The following is a 15,215-nucleotide window of genomic DNA, read 5'->3' as shown; positions in this document are numbered from 1 at the left end:
TCAAACATTAAAACTCTTTTCTCAGCCAGCCATTGATTTTCTTAAACCAATTGCCAACTGAGGCACGTTTTTCGACTTCGGCCTCACCGCTCAGGTGTGACTCTTTGCCGTAATGCAACAGCCCAACCGCCGTGGAATAGTACGGCGCCTGGGCATAATCCGTCAGGCCGGTGATGTTCAGCGGCTGCCCGATGCGCACCTGGGTATGGAACACGCGCTGGGCGCAGGCGGCAAGCCCCTCGATCTGCGCCGCACCGCCGGTCAGGACAATGCCTGCCGCCAGGTGGTGCTTCACGCCCTGCTGACGCAGCTGCTCCTGCAGCTGCAGCAGCTCATCGTTGACCAGGTTCAGCAGCTCGGCGTAGCGCGGCTCGATCACCTCGGCCAGGGTTTGACGCTGCAGGCTGCGCGGCGGGCGTCCCCCCACGCTCGGCACCTCAACGCTTTCATCCTTGCTGACCAGCGAACCCAGCGCGCAGCCGTAGCGCACTTTAATCGCTTCGGCGTCCGTCGGCGGGGTGCCGAAGGCGTAGGCGATATCGCTGGTCACCACGTTGCCCGCGTAGGGGATCACCTTGGTATGACGCAGCGCACCGCCGGTATAGACAGCCATGTCCATGGTGCCGCCGCCGATATCCACCACGCAAACGCCCAGCTCACGCTCATCTTCCGTCAGCACCGCATAGCTGGAGGCCAGACCGGCAAAAATCAGCTGATCCACCTTCAGACCACAGCGCTCCACCGCCTTCACAATATTCTTCGCCATATCATTATGACAGGTGATCAGGTGAACCTTGGCCTGCATCCGCACGCCGGACAGTCCCACCGGATTTTTAATCCCTTCCTGATAATCAATGGCATATTCTTGAGGAATCACATGTAAAACCCGGTGCTCATCGCGAACGCGCACCGATTTTGCGGTATGCACCACATTTTCCACGTCTTCCTGGGTCACTTCTTCCTCCGAGATCGGCACCATCCCGATCTCGTTCTGGCAGCTGATATGCTTGCCGGACAGCGCCAGATACACGGACGATATCTGACAGTCCGCCATCAGCTCCGCCTGATCGATGGCGCGCTGCACGCATTTCACCACCGACTCCAAATCGTTAACGCCGCCCTTGTCCATGCCGCGCGACGGGCAGCTGCCCACGCCGATAATATTGACCATGCCATCGGGCAGAACCTCCCCTACCAGCGCAGCGACTTTTGCCGTACCGATCTCCAGCCCAACTACCAGTTTTCTGTCCGTCGACTTGATCATTGTTGTTTAGCCTGTGCCTGATTCTGTTGCTGATTCTGTTGCTGATTCGCGCCAGCCGGCGGCGTATCGATATACGCCGGCGCCCAGCCTACCGCAGCGCCACTGTCATAACGCAGATCCACATAACTAACACGCTGATGCGTGGCCTGGGCCTGCTGCTGTAGCGCAGGATAGAGTTCGTCAAAGCGGGCCAGCCGCCCGGCGACATCCTCGCGCCCCAGCTCCAGGCGGATATCGTTATCCAGCCCCAGCTGCCATGAGTGACGGGCACTCATTGAGACCATCTTCAGCGTAAAGTTATCCTTCGCCAGCGTCTTGCTCATCGCGCGATAACCTTCCAGGACATCCATTTCACTGCCCTCCGGCCCATACAGCAGCGGCAACGGCTGTTTGCCGGTTCTGTCGGCCGGAACGCTAAACGACTTGCCGTCGCTGTCTACCAAACGCAAATCGTTCCAGCGCGCCACGGGGACATACTCCACCACGTGGATCTTCAGCTCATTCGGCCACTGCTTACGCACGCTGGCCTGCTTAATCCACGGCAAACGCTCTATCTGCTGCTGGATCACATCCACATTCTGGGTCATAAAGGTCCCCGGCGGACCCAGCGCCAGGATCGCCTGGCGAATATCGTCGTTGCGCGTAAAGTGGCGCTCTCCGGTCACAACCAGCTTGGACATCGGCATCCGGCTGGCGTCCTTCATCCAGTTGACGACCACCCAGCCACCCCAGCCGATACCGGCCAGCACCAACAGCAGAAACAACATCCCTGCCAGACGCATCCCGTTGCTGCGCCGCAGACGGATGCGGCTACGGGGTGAACCGCTCGGTTCCCGCGAGTTCAGGGCTGCCTGAGACATATCAATCCGCTAACTCCAAAATCCGCACCACCAGCTGTGAAAAACGCATTCCGGCCTGACGGGCGGCCATCGGAACCAGGCTGTGGCTGGTCATCCCCGGCGCCGTGTTCACCTCCAGCAGGCAGAACTCACCGGCGGCATCCTGCATCACATCCACCCGCCCCCAGCCGCTGCATCCCAACGCCTTATAGGCTCGGCGTACCAGCGCCGCCAGCGCCTGCTCCTGCTCATCGCTCAGGCCGCTGGGGCAGAAGTACTCGGTCTTATCCGATAAGTACTTGGCCTCATAATCATAGAACGCGCCGGCCGCCTGGATACGGATCGACGGCAAAATTTCATCGCCGATAAAGGCCACGGTGTATTCTGGACCGGCGAGCCATTTCTCGATCAGGATCTCGTCATCATGGCGCAGCGCCTCAACCAGCGCCGGATCGAACTCGCACGGCTCGCTGACCTTACTCATGCCGACGCTGGAGCCCTCGCGGCTGGGCTTCACGATCAGCGGCAGGCCGAGATCGTTAATCTCGCGCAGCGTATCCATGGTCAACCCTTCGTCAAACTGCTCGCGACTGATGGCAACGTAGGGCGCCACCGGCAGCCCGGCGGCCTGCCACACCTGCTTGGAGCGCAACTTATCCATGGTCAGCGCCGATGCCATCACCCCGCTGCCGGTATAGGGCAGCTGCAGAAACTCCAGCACCCCCTGCAGGGTGCCATCCTCGCCGCCGCGACCGTGCAGGGCGATAAATACCCGCTCAAAGCCGGCTTCCCGTAATTGTGTTGCAGGAAACCGCATTGTATCAACCGGATAAGCATCGATACCGGCCTCTTTCAGACCATTCAGTACCGCCTGCCCCGACAGCAGGGAGACGTCGCGCTCGGCAGAGGTGCCGCCCAGCAATACCGCTACTTTTTCTGCCATCGTCGTTTACTCCGTTACCGCGGACGGCTGCAGGCGGCATTCCGCCAGCACCCGCGCCACTCGGCCAATATTACCGGCGCCCTGAGTCAGAATCAGGTCGCCCTCTTGCAGGAACTGCGCCAGCGTCTGCGCCAGCGTCGCCGGCTCCGACACCAGCACCGGATCCAGCTTGCCGCGCCCGCGAATGGTTCGGCACAGCGAGCGGCTGTCTGCGCCGGGGATCGGATGCTCGCCGGCAGGATACACATCCAACATCAGCAGTACATCCACCTGCGACAGCACATTGGCAAAGTCATCATACAGATCGCGGGTGCGGGTAAAGCGGTGCGGCTGGAAAACCATCACCAGGCGGCGATCCGGCCAGCCCGCGCGGGCGGCCTTAATGGTGGCATCCACCTCCGTCGGATGATGACCGTAGTCATCCACCAGCATCACCTTGCCCGGCTTATTGTTGACGTGCTGCAGGCTAAACTCGCCCAGGAAGTCAAAGCGACGCCCGGTGCCCTGAAACCCGCCCAGCGCGCGCAGAATAGCCTCATCGTCGATCCCCTCTTCGCTGGCTACCGCCGCAGCGGCGGCCGCATTCAGGGCATTGTGGCGCCCCGGCGCATTCAGGGTCACCGCCAGACGCGGACGATCCTGGCGGCACAGGAAGAAGGTCCCCTGGGCGCCGCACTGGCGGTACTCCTCAATGCGGACATCGGCATCCTGGCTAAAGCCATAGGTGGTCACCTGGCGCCCGACGCGCGGCAGCAGCTCGCGGATCACCGGATCGTCGATGCACAGCACCGCCCGACCATAGAACGGCAGGTTGTGCAGAAAGTTAATAAAGGTCTGCTTCAGGTTTTCGAAGTCGCCGTGATAGGTATCCATATGGTCGGCTTCGATATTGGTAACGATCGCCACCATCGGCTGCAGGTGCAGGAACGAGGCATCGCTCTCATCGGCCTCGGCGATCAGATAGCGACTGGAGCCTAGGCGAGCGTGCGTGCCGGCCGCCTTCACCAGACCACCGTTGACAAAGGTCGGGTCCAGCCCGGCCTCTGCATAAATACTGGAGACCATCGCCGTGGTGGTGGTCTTACCGTGGGTTCCAGCAATAGCGATACCGTGGCGGAAACGCATCAGCTCCGCCAGCATCTCCGCGCGGCGGATCACCGGAATCCGCGCCTCGCGGGCGGCGATAATCTCCGGATTATCGGCGGCGATCGCGGTGGAGACGACCACGACGCTGGCATCGCGCACGTTTTCCGGGCGATGGTTAAAATAGATCTGCGCGCCCAGCTCACTCAGCTGCTGGGTCACCGCGTTGGGTGCCAGATCGGAGCCGCTGATCTGATACCCCTCGTTGGCCAGCACCTCTGCAATACCGCCCATGCCAGCGCCGCCGATGCCGACAAAGTGAATGTGCCGGACACGGCGCATCTCCGGCACCATGGTACGCAGTTTAGCGAGCTGTTGAGTATTCACTGTCTTGTTCACTTTAATCCGTTTTCACTGTCCGGGTCGGTCGCCCCACCCGGGTTGATATTAACGCGCTACGTCGCAGATCGCCTCGGCGACCCGCTGGGTCGCATCGGTGATCGCCGCCGCCCGGGCCTTTTCCGCCATCAGTAGCAGCGTAGGGCGATCCCAACCCGCCAGCGTCTCTACCACCGCATCGACGCTAAAATCGGGCTGTTCAATAATTCTGGCGGCGCCGGTACGTGCCAGCGCCGCCGCGTTCCAGTACTGCTGACGATCCTTGTGCATAAAGGGCACAAACAGCGCCGGGAGACCGGCGGCGGCGATCTCGCTGACCGTCAATGCGCCGGATCGGCATACGACGACGTCGGCCCAGGCATAGGCCGCCGCCATATCGTCAATAAACTCGGTCACCCGATGCTCCGACAGCCCCAGGCGCTGATACTCCGCCTCGACCGACGACTGGGCCCCTTTCCCGGTCTGATGCCACAGGGTCACCCGCTCCCCGAGACGCGCCGCCACCGCGGGCAGCGTCTGGTTCAGGATCCGGGCGCCCTGGCTGCCGCCGACCACCAGCACCCGAACGGGGCCGGTGCGTCCGGCCATACGCTGCGCCGGCGCTGGCAGCGCCAGCACATCTTCACGCACCGGATTTCCCACTACCGGAGCATGGGGAAAGGCGCCGGGAAACGCCTGCAGTACCCGCTTAGCGATCTTGGACAGCCAGCGATTGGTCAAACCGGCGATCCCGTTCTGCTCGTGCAGTACCACCGGAACGCCGCACAGCCAGGCGGCCAGGCCGCCCGGACCGGAGACATAGCCCCCCATCCCCAGCACCGCATCGGGACGATAGGCCTTGATAATTCGCCGCGCCTGCAGCACCGCGCGCGCGATGCGGAACGGGGCGCCGAGCAGCGCCTTAAGCCCTTTGCCGCGCAGGCCCGAAATCTGAATAAAGTCGATCTCGATGCCGTGCTGTGGAACCAGCTGCGCCTCCATGCGATCCGCGGTACCCAACCAGCGGATCTGCCATCCCTGCGCCTGCAGATAGTGCGCCACCGCCAGCCCTGGGAACACGTGTCCCCCGGTGCCGCCGGCCATGACCATCAGCCGTTTGTTTCCTTGATGATTCGCCGCGCCGCTCATCGTGACCCCTTAACCACCGCCTGGGCGTTCGCCTGACGGGTTTCATAATCAATGCGCAGCAAAAATACCAGCGCCGTAGACATAATAATCAGGCTGGAGCCGCCGTAGCTTATCAGCGGCAGCGTCAGCCCTTTGGTCGGCAGCATGCCGGCCGCCGCGCCGACGTTAACCAACGCCTGAAAGCTGAACCAGACGCCGATGGCACAGGCCAGAAAACCGGAAAAACGCTGATCGGCCTCCAGCGCGCGCCGCCCGATAGACATCGCGCGAAAAGCGACGAAGAATACCATTAACAGCGTAAGAACCACACCGAAATAGCCCAGCTCTTCGCCGAGGATGGAGAAAATAAAGTCAGTGTGCGCCTCCGGCAAATACTCCAGCTTCTGAACCGAGTTTCCCAGCCCCTGCCCCCAAAACTCGCCGCGGCCAAACGCCATCAGCGACTGGGTCAGCTGGTAGCCGCTGCCGAACGGATCGGCCCACGGATTCCAGAACGACGTTACGCGTCGCATACGGTAGGGCTCGGCGATAATCAGCAGGATCACCGCGAAGATCCCCGACCCGATGATCGCCAGGAACTGCCACAGCTTCGCCCCCGCCAGGAACAGCAGCCCCAGCGTCGTCACAAACAGCACCACCACGGTTCCCAGATCCGGCTGCGCCAGCAGCAGCACCGCCAGCACCACCATCACCCCCATCGGCTTGCAGAAGCCCCAGAAGTTATTACGCACCTCATCGACCTTGCGCACCAGATAGCTGGCGAGATAGCAAAACAGCGACAGCTTAGAGAACTCCGCCGGCTGAATGCGCAGCGGTCCCAACGCGATCCAGCGCGAGGCGCCGTTAACCGAGCTGCCGACCACCAGCACCACGAGCAGCATCGCGACCGACAGCAGCAGCATCGCATTGCTCCAGCGCTGCCAAAACTCCATCGGAATGCGCAGGGTCACCATGGCGAGGCCGAAGGCCAGCGTCAGGTAAAGCGCGTCGCGCTTGGCAAACAGAAAGGGATCGTCCGCCAGACGCTGTCCAATAGGCATCGACGCCGAGGTCACCATGATAAAGCCCATCGCCGCGAGCCCAAAGGTCAGCCACAGCAGCGTCCGGTCATACAGAACCACCCCGGCGCTGTCGGCTTCGCCGGCGCCCATCACCCAGTCGCGCAGGCGCAGCGCGCCCCCCATCAGCGGCAGGGAAAAACGCGGCAGACGCAGGTGCGGCAGACGGGGGCGAGGCAGCGCGAGACGCAAACGCATCAGCCGAACTCCCGCGCCAGGCGGGCAAACTCATCACCGCGCTGTTCGAAGTTTTTAAACTGATCCAGGCTGGCGCAGGCCGGTGAAAGCAGCACCATATCTCCCCCACGCGTCAGCGGCGCCAGAGCGCGTATCGCCTGCTCCAGGGTATCAAAGCGTCGGGACACCTCCGGTCGCAGCCGCATCAGCGGCTCGGCGTCGCGGCCAAAGCAGTACAGGCGGATACGATCGCCCTGCAGATAAGGCAGCAGCGGCGTAAAGTCCGCATCCTTACCATCGCCGCCCAGCAGCAGGTGCAGCGTGCCATCCAGATGAAGCCCCTTCAGCGCCGCCTCGGTGCTGCCGACGTTGGTCGCCTTAGAATCGTTAATCCAGCGTACGCCGATGTGCTCCAGCACCAGCTGGAAACGGTGCGCCAAGCCGCGGAACGTCGTCAGCGCCCGCAGGCTGGACGCACGCGGCAGGCCGACGGCGTCCGCCAGCGCCAGCGCCGCCAGGGCATTGGTGTAATTATGCATGCCGGTAAGCTGCATCTCTTTGGTATTCAAAATCTTTTCACCGCGAACGCGCAGCCAGATCTCGCCCTGCTGGCGGTTGAGATGGTAATCGCCCACGTCGACGCCAAAGCTGACGCAGCGCGTATCGGCGCCGTGGATCGGCATGGTCAGCGCATCGTCCGCGTTGACCACGCAGGTCCGCGCGTTTTCATAGATGCGCAGCTTGGCCGCCCGATACTGCTGCAGCCCCAGCGGGTAGCGGTTCATGTGATCTTCGCTGACGTTCAGGATGGTCGCTGCCGCCGCCCTTAGGCTCGACGTGGTCTCCAGCTGAAAGCTGGAGAGCTCCAGGACATACAGGCGGCACTCATGCTTCAGCAGCGACAGGGCGGGCACCCCGATATTACCGCCGACCCCGACCTGCCAGCCTGCGGCACGGGCCATCTCGCCAACCAGCGTCGTCACGGTGCTTTTACCGTTAGAGCCGGTGATCGCCACGATCGGCGCCTGCGCCTCGCGGCAAAACAGCTCGATATCGCCGACGATCTCCACACCCGCCTGCGCCGCCCGATCCAGCGCCGGCGACGAGAGGGGGATCCCTGGGCTGGCGACGATCAGATCGGCGTCCATCAGCCATGACTGCTCAATGCTGCCCAGATGACACTCGACGCTCGCCGGCAGCTTATCCAGCCCCGGCGGCGTTGCGCGGGTATCAATCACCCGCGGTACCACGCCGCGATCTATAAAGAAATCGACGCAGGAGAGGCCCGTCAGCCCCAGCCCGATGATTACGACCCTCTTCCCCTGATAGTCAGCCATATTAACGTACCTTCAAGGTTGCCAGTCCGATAAGCACCAGCATCAACGAAATGATCCAGAAGCGCACGATCACCCGCGGCTCCGGCCAGCCCTTCAGCTCGTAGTGGTGATGGATGGGCGCCATGCGGAAAATGCGCTGACCGCGCAGCTTAAAGCTCCCCACCTGCAGGATCACCGACAGGGTCTCCATCACGAACACACCGCCCATGATCACCAGCAGGAACTCCTGGCGCAGCAGCACGGCGATAGTGCCCAGCGCGCCGCCCAGCGCCAGGGAACCGACGTCGCCCATAAAGACCTGCGCCGGATAGGTGTTAAACCACAGAAATCCCAACCCGGCGCCGACGATCGCGGTACAGACGATCACCAGCTCACCGGCGTGACGAATGTAGGGGATATGCAGGTAGGCGGCGAAGTTGACGTTACCGGTCGCCCAGGCCACCAGGCCCATTCCCGCGGCCACAAACACCGTGGGCATAATCGCCAGGCCATCCAGGCCGTCCGTCAGGTTGACGGCGTTGCTGGTGCCGACGATCACGAAATAGCTCAGCAGGATGTACAGCAGCCCCAGCTGCGGCATGATGTCCTTAAAGAACGGAACCACCAGCTGGGTAGCTGGCGTATCCTTACCGATGCTGTACATGGTGAACGCCACCACCAGCGCGATCACGGACTGCCAGAAGTATTTCCAGCGGGCGATCAGCCCATCGGTATTCTTGCGTACCACCTTACGGTAGTCATCGACAAAGCCCACGACGCCGTAGCCCAGCAGCACGAACAGCACGCACCAGACATAGGGGTTGGAGGGATAGGCCCACATCAGAACCGAAATGGTAATCGATGTCAGGATCATCAGACCGCCCATGGTCGGCGTGCCGCGCTTGCTAAAGTGCGACTCCGGCCCATCATTACGCACTACCTGGCCAATCTGCAGCTTCTGCAGCCAGGCGATCAGGTGCGGCCCCATCCACAGGGAGATAAACAGGGCGGTCAGCAAGCTGACGATGGCGCGAAACGTCAGATAGGAGAAGACGTTAAAGCCAGAAAAGTATTTGACCAAATGTTCGGCCAGCCAGACTAACATGATTGATTCTCCTGCATTTCCTGCACAGATACGCCTCGTACTACCTGCTCCATTGCGGCACTACGTGAGCCTTTTACTAGAATGGTGATCGCCGCATGTTCGCATAACAGGTGTTTCAGGCGCTCAATCAGCGCTGCTTTATCCATGAAATGTTCGCCACAACCACTGGCCTCGCCGATCAGTCGGCTTAGTCCGCCGACGCTCAGCACCTTATCGATCCCCGCCGCGCGGGCCGCCTGGCCGACGCGGCGATGGCACACCTCTGCCTCCGCGCCCAGCTCGGCCATGTCCCCGACCACCATCACCCGATAACCGGGCATATGGCCCAGCACCTCGGCGGCGGCGCTCATTGAGCCGACGTTGGCATTGTAGCTGTCATCCAGCAGCAGCTGGTGTTCACCCAGACGGATGGGAAACAGCCGTCCCGGTACCGCCTGTAGCCCGGCCAGCCCTTGCTGTACCTGCGTCAACGTGGCGCCAACCGACATGGTCAGCGCCGCGGCCGCCAGGGCATTGGCGATGTTATGGCGGCCTGGCAGCGGCAGCAGCACATCACACTGCCCCGCGGGGGTATGCAGGGTAAAGTGGGTTCCCGCCGCATCACTGCGCACGGCGCTGGCGTAGAAGTCTACCCCCGCGCCCGCCTGCGGGGAAAAACGCCACACGCGCTGCTCTGTCAGCGCATGTTGCCAGTTTTCCCAATCGTTACTATCGGCGTTCACGATCGCCGTTCCCTGCGGCGGCAGACCGGCAAAAATCTCGCCTTTGGCCTGGGCGACCCCGGACAATGAGCCGAACCCTTCGAGGTGCGCCGCCGCCAGATTATTGACCAGCGCGCTGTGCGGACGCGTCAGCGCTACGCTGTAGGCGATTTCGCCGACGTGATTGGCACCCAGCTCGATCACCGCAAAGTCATGCTGCGGCTCAAGGCGCAGCAGGGTCAGCGGCACGCCGATGTCGTTATTCAAGTTACCGGCGGTGTACAGCACGTTGCCACACAGGGCGAGGATCGCCGCGCTCATCTCTTTTACCGAGGTTTTGCCCGACGATCCGGTCAGCGCCACCACCCGGGCTGGAACCTGACGACGCACCCATGCGCCCAGCTGTCCCAGCGCCAAACGGGTGTCCGCCACCAACAGCTGCGGGACATCCAGCGCCAGACGGCGGTTAACCAGCAGCGCGCCGGCGCCCCCTTCCCGCGCCTGGGCAGCAAAGTCATGTCCGTCAAAGTTGTCGCCCTGCAGCGCGACAAACAGGCACCCCGGCGTTAGCTTACGGGTATCGGTTGTCACCGCCGTCACGGGGCTGTCTGCGCCGATCAGCGTCGCGCCGATGGCGTCGGCGAGGGTCTGCAGCGTCGTGGCGATCATGCTACCACCCCCAGCAGACGGGCTACCGTCACCCGATCGGAGTAGTCCAGACGGCGGTTGCCGACCAGCTGATAATCCTCATGCCCCTTGCCGGCCACCAGGATCACATCCTGCGGCGCCGCCTGCATCACGGCGGCGGTCACCGCCTCGGCACGCCCGGGGATAGCCATCGCCAGTCCCGGATCCAGCATACCGCTGAGAATTTCGTTGATGATCGCCCGCGGCTCTTCACTGCGCGGGTTATCGTCTGTCACCACCACCCGATCGGCATACTGTTCGGCAATCGCCCCCATCAGCGGACGTTTGCCCGTGTCGCGATCCCCGCCGCAGCCGAACAGGCACCACAGCTGCCCCTGGCAGTGCAGACGCGCAGCCAGCAGCGCTTTCTCCAGCGCGTCTGGGGTATGGGCATAGTCGACCACCACCGTAGGCTTACCGGGCGCCTGGAAGACCTCCATTCGCCCACAGACCGGCTGCAGCTGGCCAGACGCGGCGCACAGCGCCGCCAACGGATAGCCGAGCGCCAGCAGCGTCGCCAGCGCCACTAACAGGTTACTGACGTTAAATTCGCCCATTAGGCGACTGTTCAGCGTGCCCGCCCCCCAGCAGGAGTCGAACGCGATCGTCGCGCCGCCGTCGTGATACGCCACAGAGCGCGCGGCCAACCAGCGCCCCGCCCAACCTGCGGGCAGCGCGCCGCTGACGGTCACCGCCACCGCATCCGGTAGCTTATCCAGCCAGCGTCGCCCCGTTTCATCGTCAGCGTTGATGATCTTCTCACCGCTGTGATGGGTCGAGAACAGGCGCCATTTCGCCTGGGCGTAGTGCTCCATATCACCATGATAATCCAGGTGATCGCGGCTCAGGTTGGTAAAGGCCGACGCGGCAAACGGCAGCGCCAGCACGCGATTTTGCACCAGACCGTGCGAAGAGACCTCCATCGCGACCAGGGTTGCGCCGTCATCGGCCAGCGTGCGCAGCATGTGCTGTACGTCGACGGCCGAGCCGGTGGTGTTTTCGCTGGGATAGACATGCCCCAGCAGGCCGTTGCCGACGGTGCCCATCACGGCGCCGGTTTCGCCCAGCAGCTGAGCCCACTGCGCCAGCAGCTGGGTGGTCGTCGTTTTACCGTTGGTCCCGGTCACGCCCACCAGACGCAGATCGGCGCCCGGCTGACCGTAGAAACGCCCCGCCAGCGCGGAAAGACGCTCGTTGAGATGGCTGAGATACACGACCGGCACGCCGTGCAGCTCGCGTACGCTGCCGTCCTCGGCCTCGCCCTCGGCCTCAGCGATAACGGCGGCGACGCCCTGCGCAATGGCCTGCGGAATAAAACGGCGTCCGTCCGCCGCGTGGCCAACGACGGCCACGAACAGATCGCCTGCAGCCGCCACGCGGCTGTCCAATGTCATGTCCCGCAAAGCGCGCTCCGGGGCCTGTGCAACCCAAGGAGCCAAAAGCGCGCGCAAATTACGATCTGCCACCTGAACCCTCTTTTTTATTGTTCACCAATTCGCTCTTATCACCCGTGGGCAACGCATCCGGCTCAACGTTCATGGTGCGCAGTACGCCGCCCATGATGGCGCCAAAGACCGGTGCAGATACCGCACCACCGTAATATTTCCCCGCCTGTGGATCGTTAATCACCACAACCAGGGCAAATCGGGGATTGCTGGCCGGTGCAATACCGGCCGTGTAGGCGATGTATTTATTCACATAGCGCCCGTCGGGCCCAACTTTCTTGGCCGTACCGGTCTTAACGGCGACCCGGTAACCTTTTACTGCCGCTTTGACACCGCCGCCTCCGGGCAGCGCCACGCTTTCCATCATGTGTACCACGCTACGCACCAGCGCGACGGGGAATACCCGCTCGCCGGGCACCGGCGGATCCACCTTGGTAATCGACAGCGGGCGATAAATCCCCATGCTGCCGATGGTTGCATAGACACGCGCTAACTGTAACGGCGTTACCATTAGCCCATATCCGAAAGAGAAGGTGGCCCTCTCAATGTCGGACCACCGTTGTTTTTTTGGGTATATGCCACTGCTTTCCCCGACCAGCCCCAAATTGGTCGGTTTTCCGAACCCGAAGCCGGAGTAAGTCTCCACCAGCGCCGAGGACGGCATCGCCAACGCCAGCTTGGAAACGCCGACGTTACTCGACTTCTGTAAAATACCGGTAATGGACAGCTCGGCGTAGCGCGCCACGTCCTTAATCTCATGCCCGTTGACATAGTAAGGCAGCGTATTCAGCACGCTGTTTTCCCGCACGATACCGCGCTGCAGGGCGGTCATCACCACCATGGGCTTCACGGTCGATCCCGGCTCAAAGATATCGGTGATAGCGCGGTTACGCATCGCTTCCTGAGGCGTATCGGTCAGGTTGTTCGGGTTATAGGAGGGGCTATTGGCCATCGCCAGCACTTCACCGGTGTTAACGTCCACTAACACCGCGGTGCCTGATTCGGCCTTGTTGAACGCCACCGCATTGGTAAGCTCGCGATATACCAACGCCTGCAGGCGCTCATCGATGCTCAGCGACAGGTTGTGGGCCGCCAGGCTATCGATCGAGGAGATATCCTCGATGACCCGCCCAAAGCGATCCTTGCGCACGGTACGCTCGCCGGGTTGCCCGGTCAGCCAGCGATCGAAACTCTTTTCAACCCCTTCGATCCCCTGACCGTCGATATTGGTCACGCCGATGATGTGAGCGGTCACTTGCCCCGCAGGGTAGTAGCGCCGCGATTCCTGCTTCAGGTAGATCCCCGGCAGACGAAGCTTGTGAATGTACTCGCCCATCGCCGGATTCACCTGACGGGCCAGATAGACAAAGCGCCCGCGCGGGTTGGCGTTAATCCGCGCGGCCATTTTATCCAGCGGGGTTTCCAGCGCATCGGCCAGCGCCTGCCAGCGCGTGTCCAGCGTGATGCCACCGTGCTCGTTCACCTCTTTCGGGTCGGCCCAGATGGCATTCACCGGCACGCTGACCGCCAGCGGACGCCCGGCGCGATCCTTGATCATGCCGCGCGCGGTCGGGATCGCTTGCGTACGCAGGGAGCGGGCATCCCCCTCGCGCACCAGGTGTTCAGGACTGATCACCTGCAGGTAAGCGGCGCGCGCCAGCAGCCCAAGCAGCGCCAATAGGATACAGCCGCACAGCAACGCAAAACGCCAGCTGACAAAGCTGGCCTGTTCTTCTTGACGCCGTATCTTCCCCGATCGCACTGCTTTCATTGATTCCTTGATTACCTGCTCGTCATCGGTCAGTTATCTTACTGTTGGACCACAATATTTTCCTGAGAGGGATCCACGTGCTGCATCTGTAGCTTTTCCGTCGCGATGCGCTCAACGCGGCTGTGATCGCCCAGCGCATTCTCCTCTAGGATCAGGTTGCGCCACTCGATATCCAGCGCATCCCGCTCCAGAACCAGCTGTTCGCGCTCTGCGGTCAGCAGGCGCGTTTTATGGGTCGTCGTCACCACCGACAGCGCGGAGAGCAGCACGGCGATAAACAGCAGCACCGGCAATTTACCATGACGCAGCAGATCGCCACCGATGATGGAAATCAGCGAGTGGCGCTCATTGCCAATCATCTCGCAATCCTTTCCGCCACCCGCAGCACCGAGCTACGCGCCCGCGGGTTATCGGCCACTTCGCGCTCATCCGGCATCCGTTTCCCCAGCGCCTTCAGCTGCGGACCGCCCTGCGCCTGCAGCTGCGCCTCTGTCAGCGGCAGCCCTTTGGGTACCTGCGGCCCACGGCTGTACTGGCGCATAAAGCGTTTAACCAGGCGATCCTCCAGTGAGTGGAAGCTGATCACCGACAGGCGCCCCTGGGGCGCCAGCGCAACCAGCGCGCCCTCCAGCGCCCGCTCAATCTCGTCCAGTTCGCTGTTGATGTAAATGCGAATGGCCTGAAAACTGCGCGTTGCCGGATGCTTATGTTTCTCTTTAAACGGGCTGGCTTCGCTAATCAGCGCCGCCAGCTCACGGGTACGGGTCAGCGGCTCCGTGCGGTTTCGCTCCACGATGGCGCGGGCGATACGCTTGGCGAAGCGCTCCTCACCGAAGGTCTTCAACACCCAGGCGATATCCTCTTCTTCCGCCTGCATCAGCCACTGTGCCGCGGAGAGGCCGCGCGACGGATCCATCCGCATATCCAGCGGCCCATCGCGCATAAAGGAGAATCCCCGCTCGGGATCGTCGAGCTGGGGCGAGGAGACCCCCAGATCGAGCAGTATGCCGTCAATTCTGCCGCTCAGCCCCATCTCCTGCACGTAGTCTGCCAGCGCTGAAAACGGGCCGTGAACGATGGAGAAGCGCGGATCGTCAATCTGCGCAGCGGCGGCGATGGCCTGCGGATCGCGATCGATGGCAATAAGGCGTCCCTCCGCCCCCAGCTGGGAGAGAATGAGACGGGAATGACCACCGCGACCAAAGGTGCCATCAATGTAAATACCGTCACTGCGCAGATTAAGGCCTGCTACCGCCTCATCAAGCAACACGGTTTTGTGTTGAAAATTTTCCGACATGA

The 15,215-nt window shown here is 62.2% G+C and carries 13 protein-coding genes; all 13 read right to left on the bottom strand.

What is annotated here, in order from left to right; genetic code table 11:
- Positions 1-7 precede the first annotated feature (7 nt).
- The 13 genes from ftsA to rsmH all read right to left on the bottom strand — a co-directional run bounded on the left by ftsA (position 8) and on the right by rsmH (position 15,213).
- The gene (ftsA, locus tag BRD58_RS03445; protein ID WP_012847512.1) at positions 8-1,264 is read right to left on the bottom strand and encodes a cell division protein FtsA; all 1,257 of its coding nucleotides are present in this window, start codon (positions 1,262-1,264) and stop codon (positions 8-10) included.
- Positions 1,261-2,124: a cell division protein FtsQ gene (ftsQ, locus tag BRD58_RS03440; RefSeq protein WP_015460953.1), complete on the bottom strand. Its 864-nt coding sequence runs from the start codon at positions 2,122-2,124 to the stop codon at positions 1,261-1,263. Before ftsQ ends, ftsA begins: the two co-directional genes overlap by 4 nt.
- A 1-nt stretch (position 2,125) precedes the next feature.
- Complete coding sequence (locus BRD58_RS03435; RefSeq protein ID WP_012847510.1) at positions 2,126-3,046, bottom strand: D-alanine--D-alanine ligase; 921 nt, start codon at positions 3,044-3,046, stop codon at positions 2,126-2,128.
- 6 nt (positions 3,047-3,052) lie between these two features.
- A complete protein-coding gene (murC, locus tag BRD58_RS03430) occupies positions 3,053-4,516 on the bottom strand; it encodes a UDP-N-acetylmuramate--L-alanine ligase (protein WP_015460952.1) in 1,464 nt (487 codons plus the stop codon).
- Positions 4,517-4,576: 60 nt separating this feature from the next.
- Positions 4,577-5,656, bottom strand: a complete 1,080-nt coding sequence (gene murG / locus BRD58_RS03425; protein ID WP_012847508.1) for an undecaprenyldiphospho-muramoylpentapeptide beta-N-acetylglucosaminyltransferase — start codon at positions 5,654-5,656, stop codon at positions 4,577-4,579.
- Entirely contained in the window at positions 5,653-6,840 is a 1,188-nt protein-coding gene (gene ftsW / locus BRD58_RS03420; protein WP_034168165.1) for a cell division protein FtsW, read from the bottom strand. Before ftsW ends, murG begins: the two co-directional genes overlap by 4 nt.
- A 71-nt stretch (positions 6,841-6,911) precedes the next feature.
- Complete coding sequence (gene murD, locus BRD58_RS03415) at positions 6,912-8,228, bottom strand: UDP-N-acetylmuramoyl-L-alanine--D-glutamate ligase (protein ID WP_073381567.1); 1,317 nt, start codon at positions 8,226-8,228, stop codon at positions 6,912-6,914.
- A 1-nt stretch (position 8,229) separates the two neighbouring features.
- Positions 8,230-9,312, bottom strand: a complete 1,083-nt coding sequence (mraY, locus tag BRD58_RS03410; protein WP_012847505.1) for a phospho-N-acetylmuramoyl-pentapeptide-transferase — start codon at positions 9,310-9,312, stop codon at positions 8,230-8,232.
- Positions 9,306-10,682, bottom strand: a complete 1,377-nt coding sequence (murF, locus tag BRD58_RS03405) for a UDP-N-acetylmuramoyl-tripeptide--D-alanyl-D-alanine ligase (RefSeq protein WP_073381565.1) — start codon at positions 10,680-10,682, stop codon at positions 9,306-9,308. The genes mraY and murF overlap by 7 nt, the downstream gene beginning before the upstream one ends.
- Positions 10,679-12,166: a UDP-N-acetylmuramoyl-L-alanyl-D-glutamate--2,6-diaminopimelate ligase gene (gene murE / locus BRD58_RS03400; RefSeq protein WP_034168154.1), complete on the bottom strand. Its 1,488-nt coding sequence runs from the start codon at positions 12,164-12,166 to the stop codon at positions 10,679-10,681. Before murE ends, murF begins: the two co-directional genes overlap by 4 nt.
- Positions 12,153-13,916 carry a peptidoglycan glycosyltransferase FtsI gene (locus BRD58_RS03395; protein ID WP_012847502.1) on the bottom strand — a complete coding sequence of 588 codons (1,764 nt, stop codon included), beginning with the start codon at positions 13,914-13,916 and terminating at the stop codon, positions 12,153-12,155. The genes murE and BRD58_RS03395 overlap by 14 nt, the downstream gene beginning before the upstream one ends.
- 38 nt (positions 13,917-13,954) lie before the next feature.
- A complete protein-coding gene (gene ftsL / locus BRD58_RS03390; RefSeq protein WP_012847501.1) occupies positions 13,955-14,275 on the bottom strand; it encodes a cell division protein FtsL in 321 nt (106 codons plus the stop codon).
- Positions 14,272-15,213 carry a 16S rRNA (cytosine(1402)-N(4))-methyltransferase RsmH gene (gene rsmH / locus BRD58_RS03385; RefSeq protein WP_015460948.1) on the bottom strand — a complete coding sequence of 314 codons (942 nt, stop codon included), beginning with the start codon at positions 15,211-15,213 and terminating at the stop codon, positions 14,272-14,274. Before rsmH ends, ftsL begins: the two co-directional genes overlap by 4 nt.
- Positions 15,214-15,215: the final 2 nt, after the last annotated feature.

Source organism: Edwardsiella piscicida, assembly GCF_001896205.1.
Lineage (GTDB): Bacteria > Pseudomonadota > Gammaproteobacteria > Enterobacterales > Enterobacteriaceae > Edwardsiella > Edwardsiella piscicida.
The sequence above is the reverse complement of the archived record's forward strand: the minus strand, read 5'-3'. Positions and strand labels throughout refer to the sequence as shown.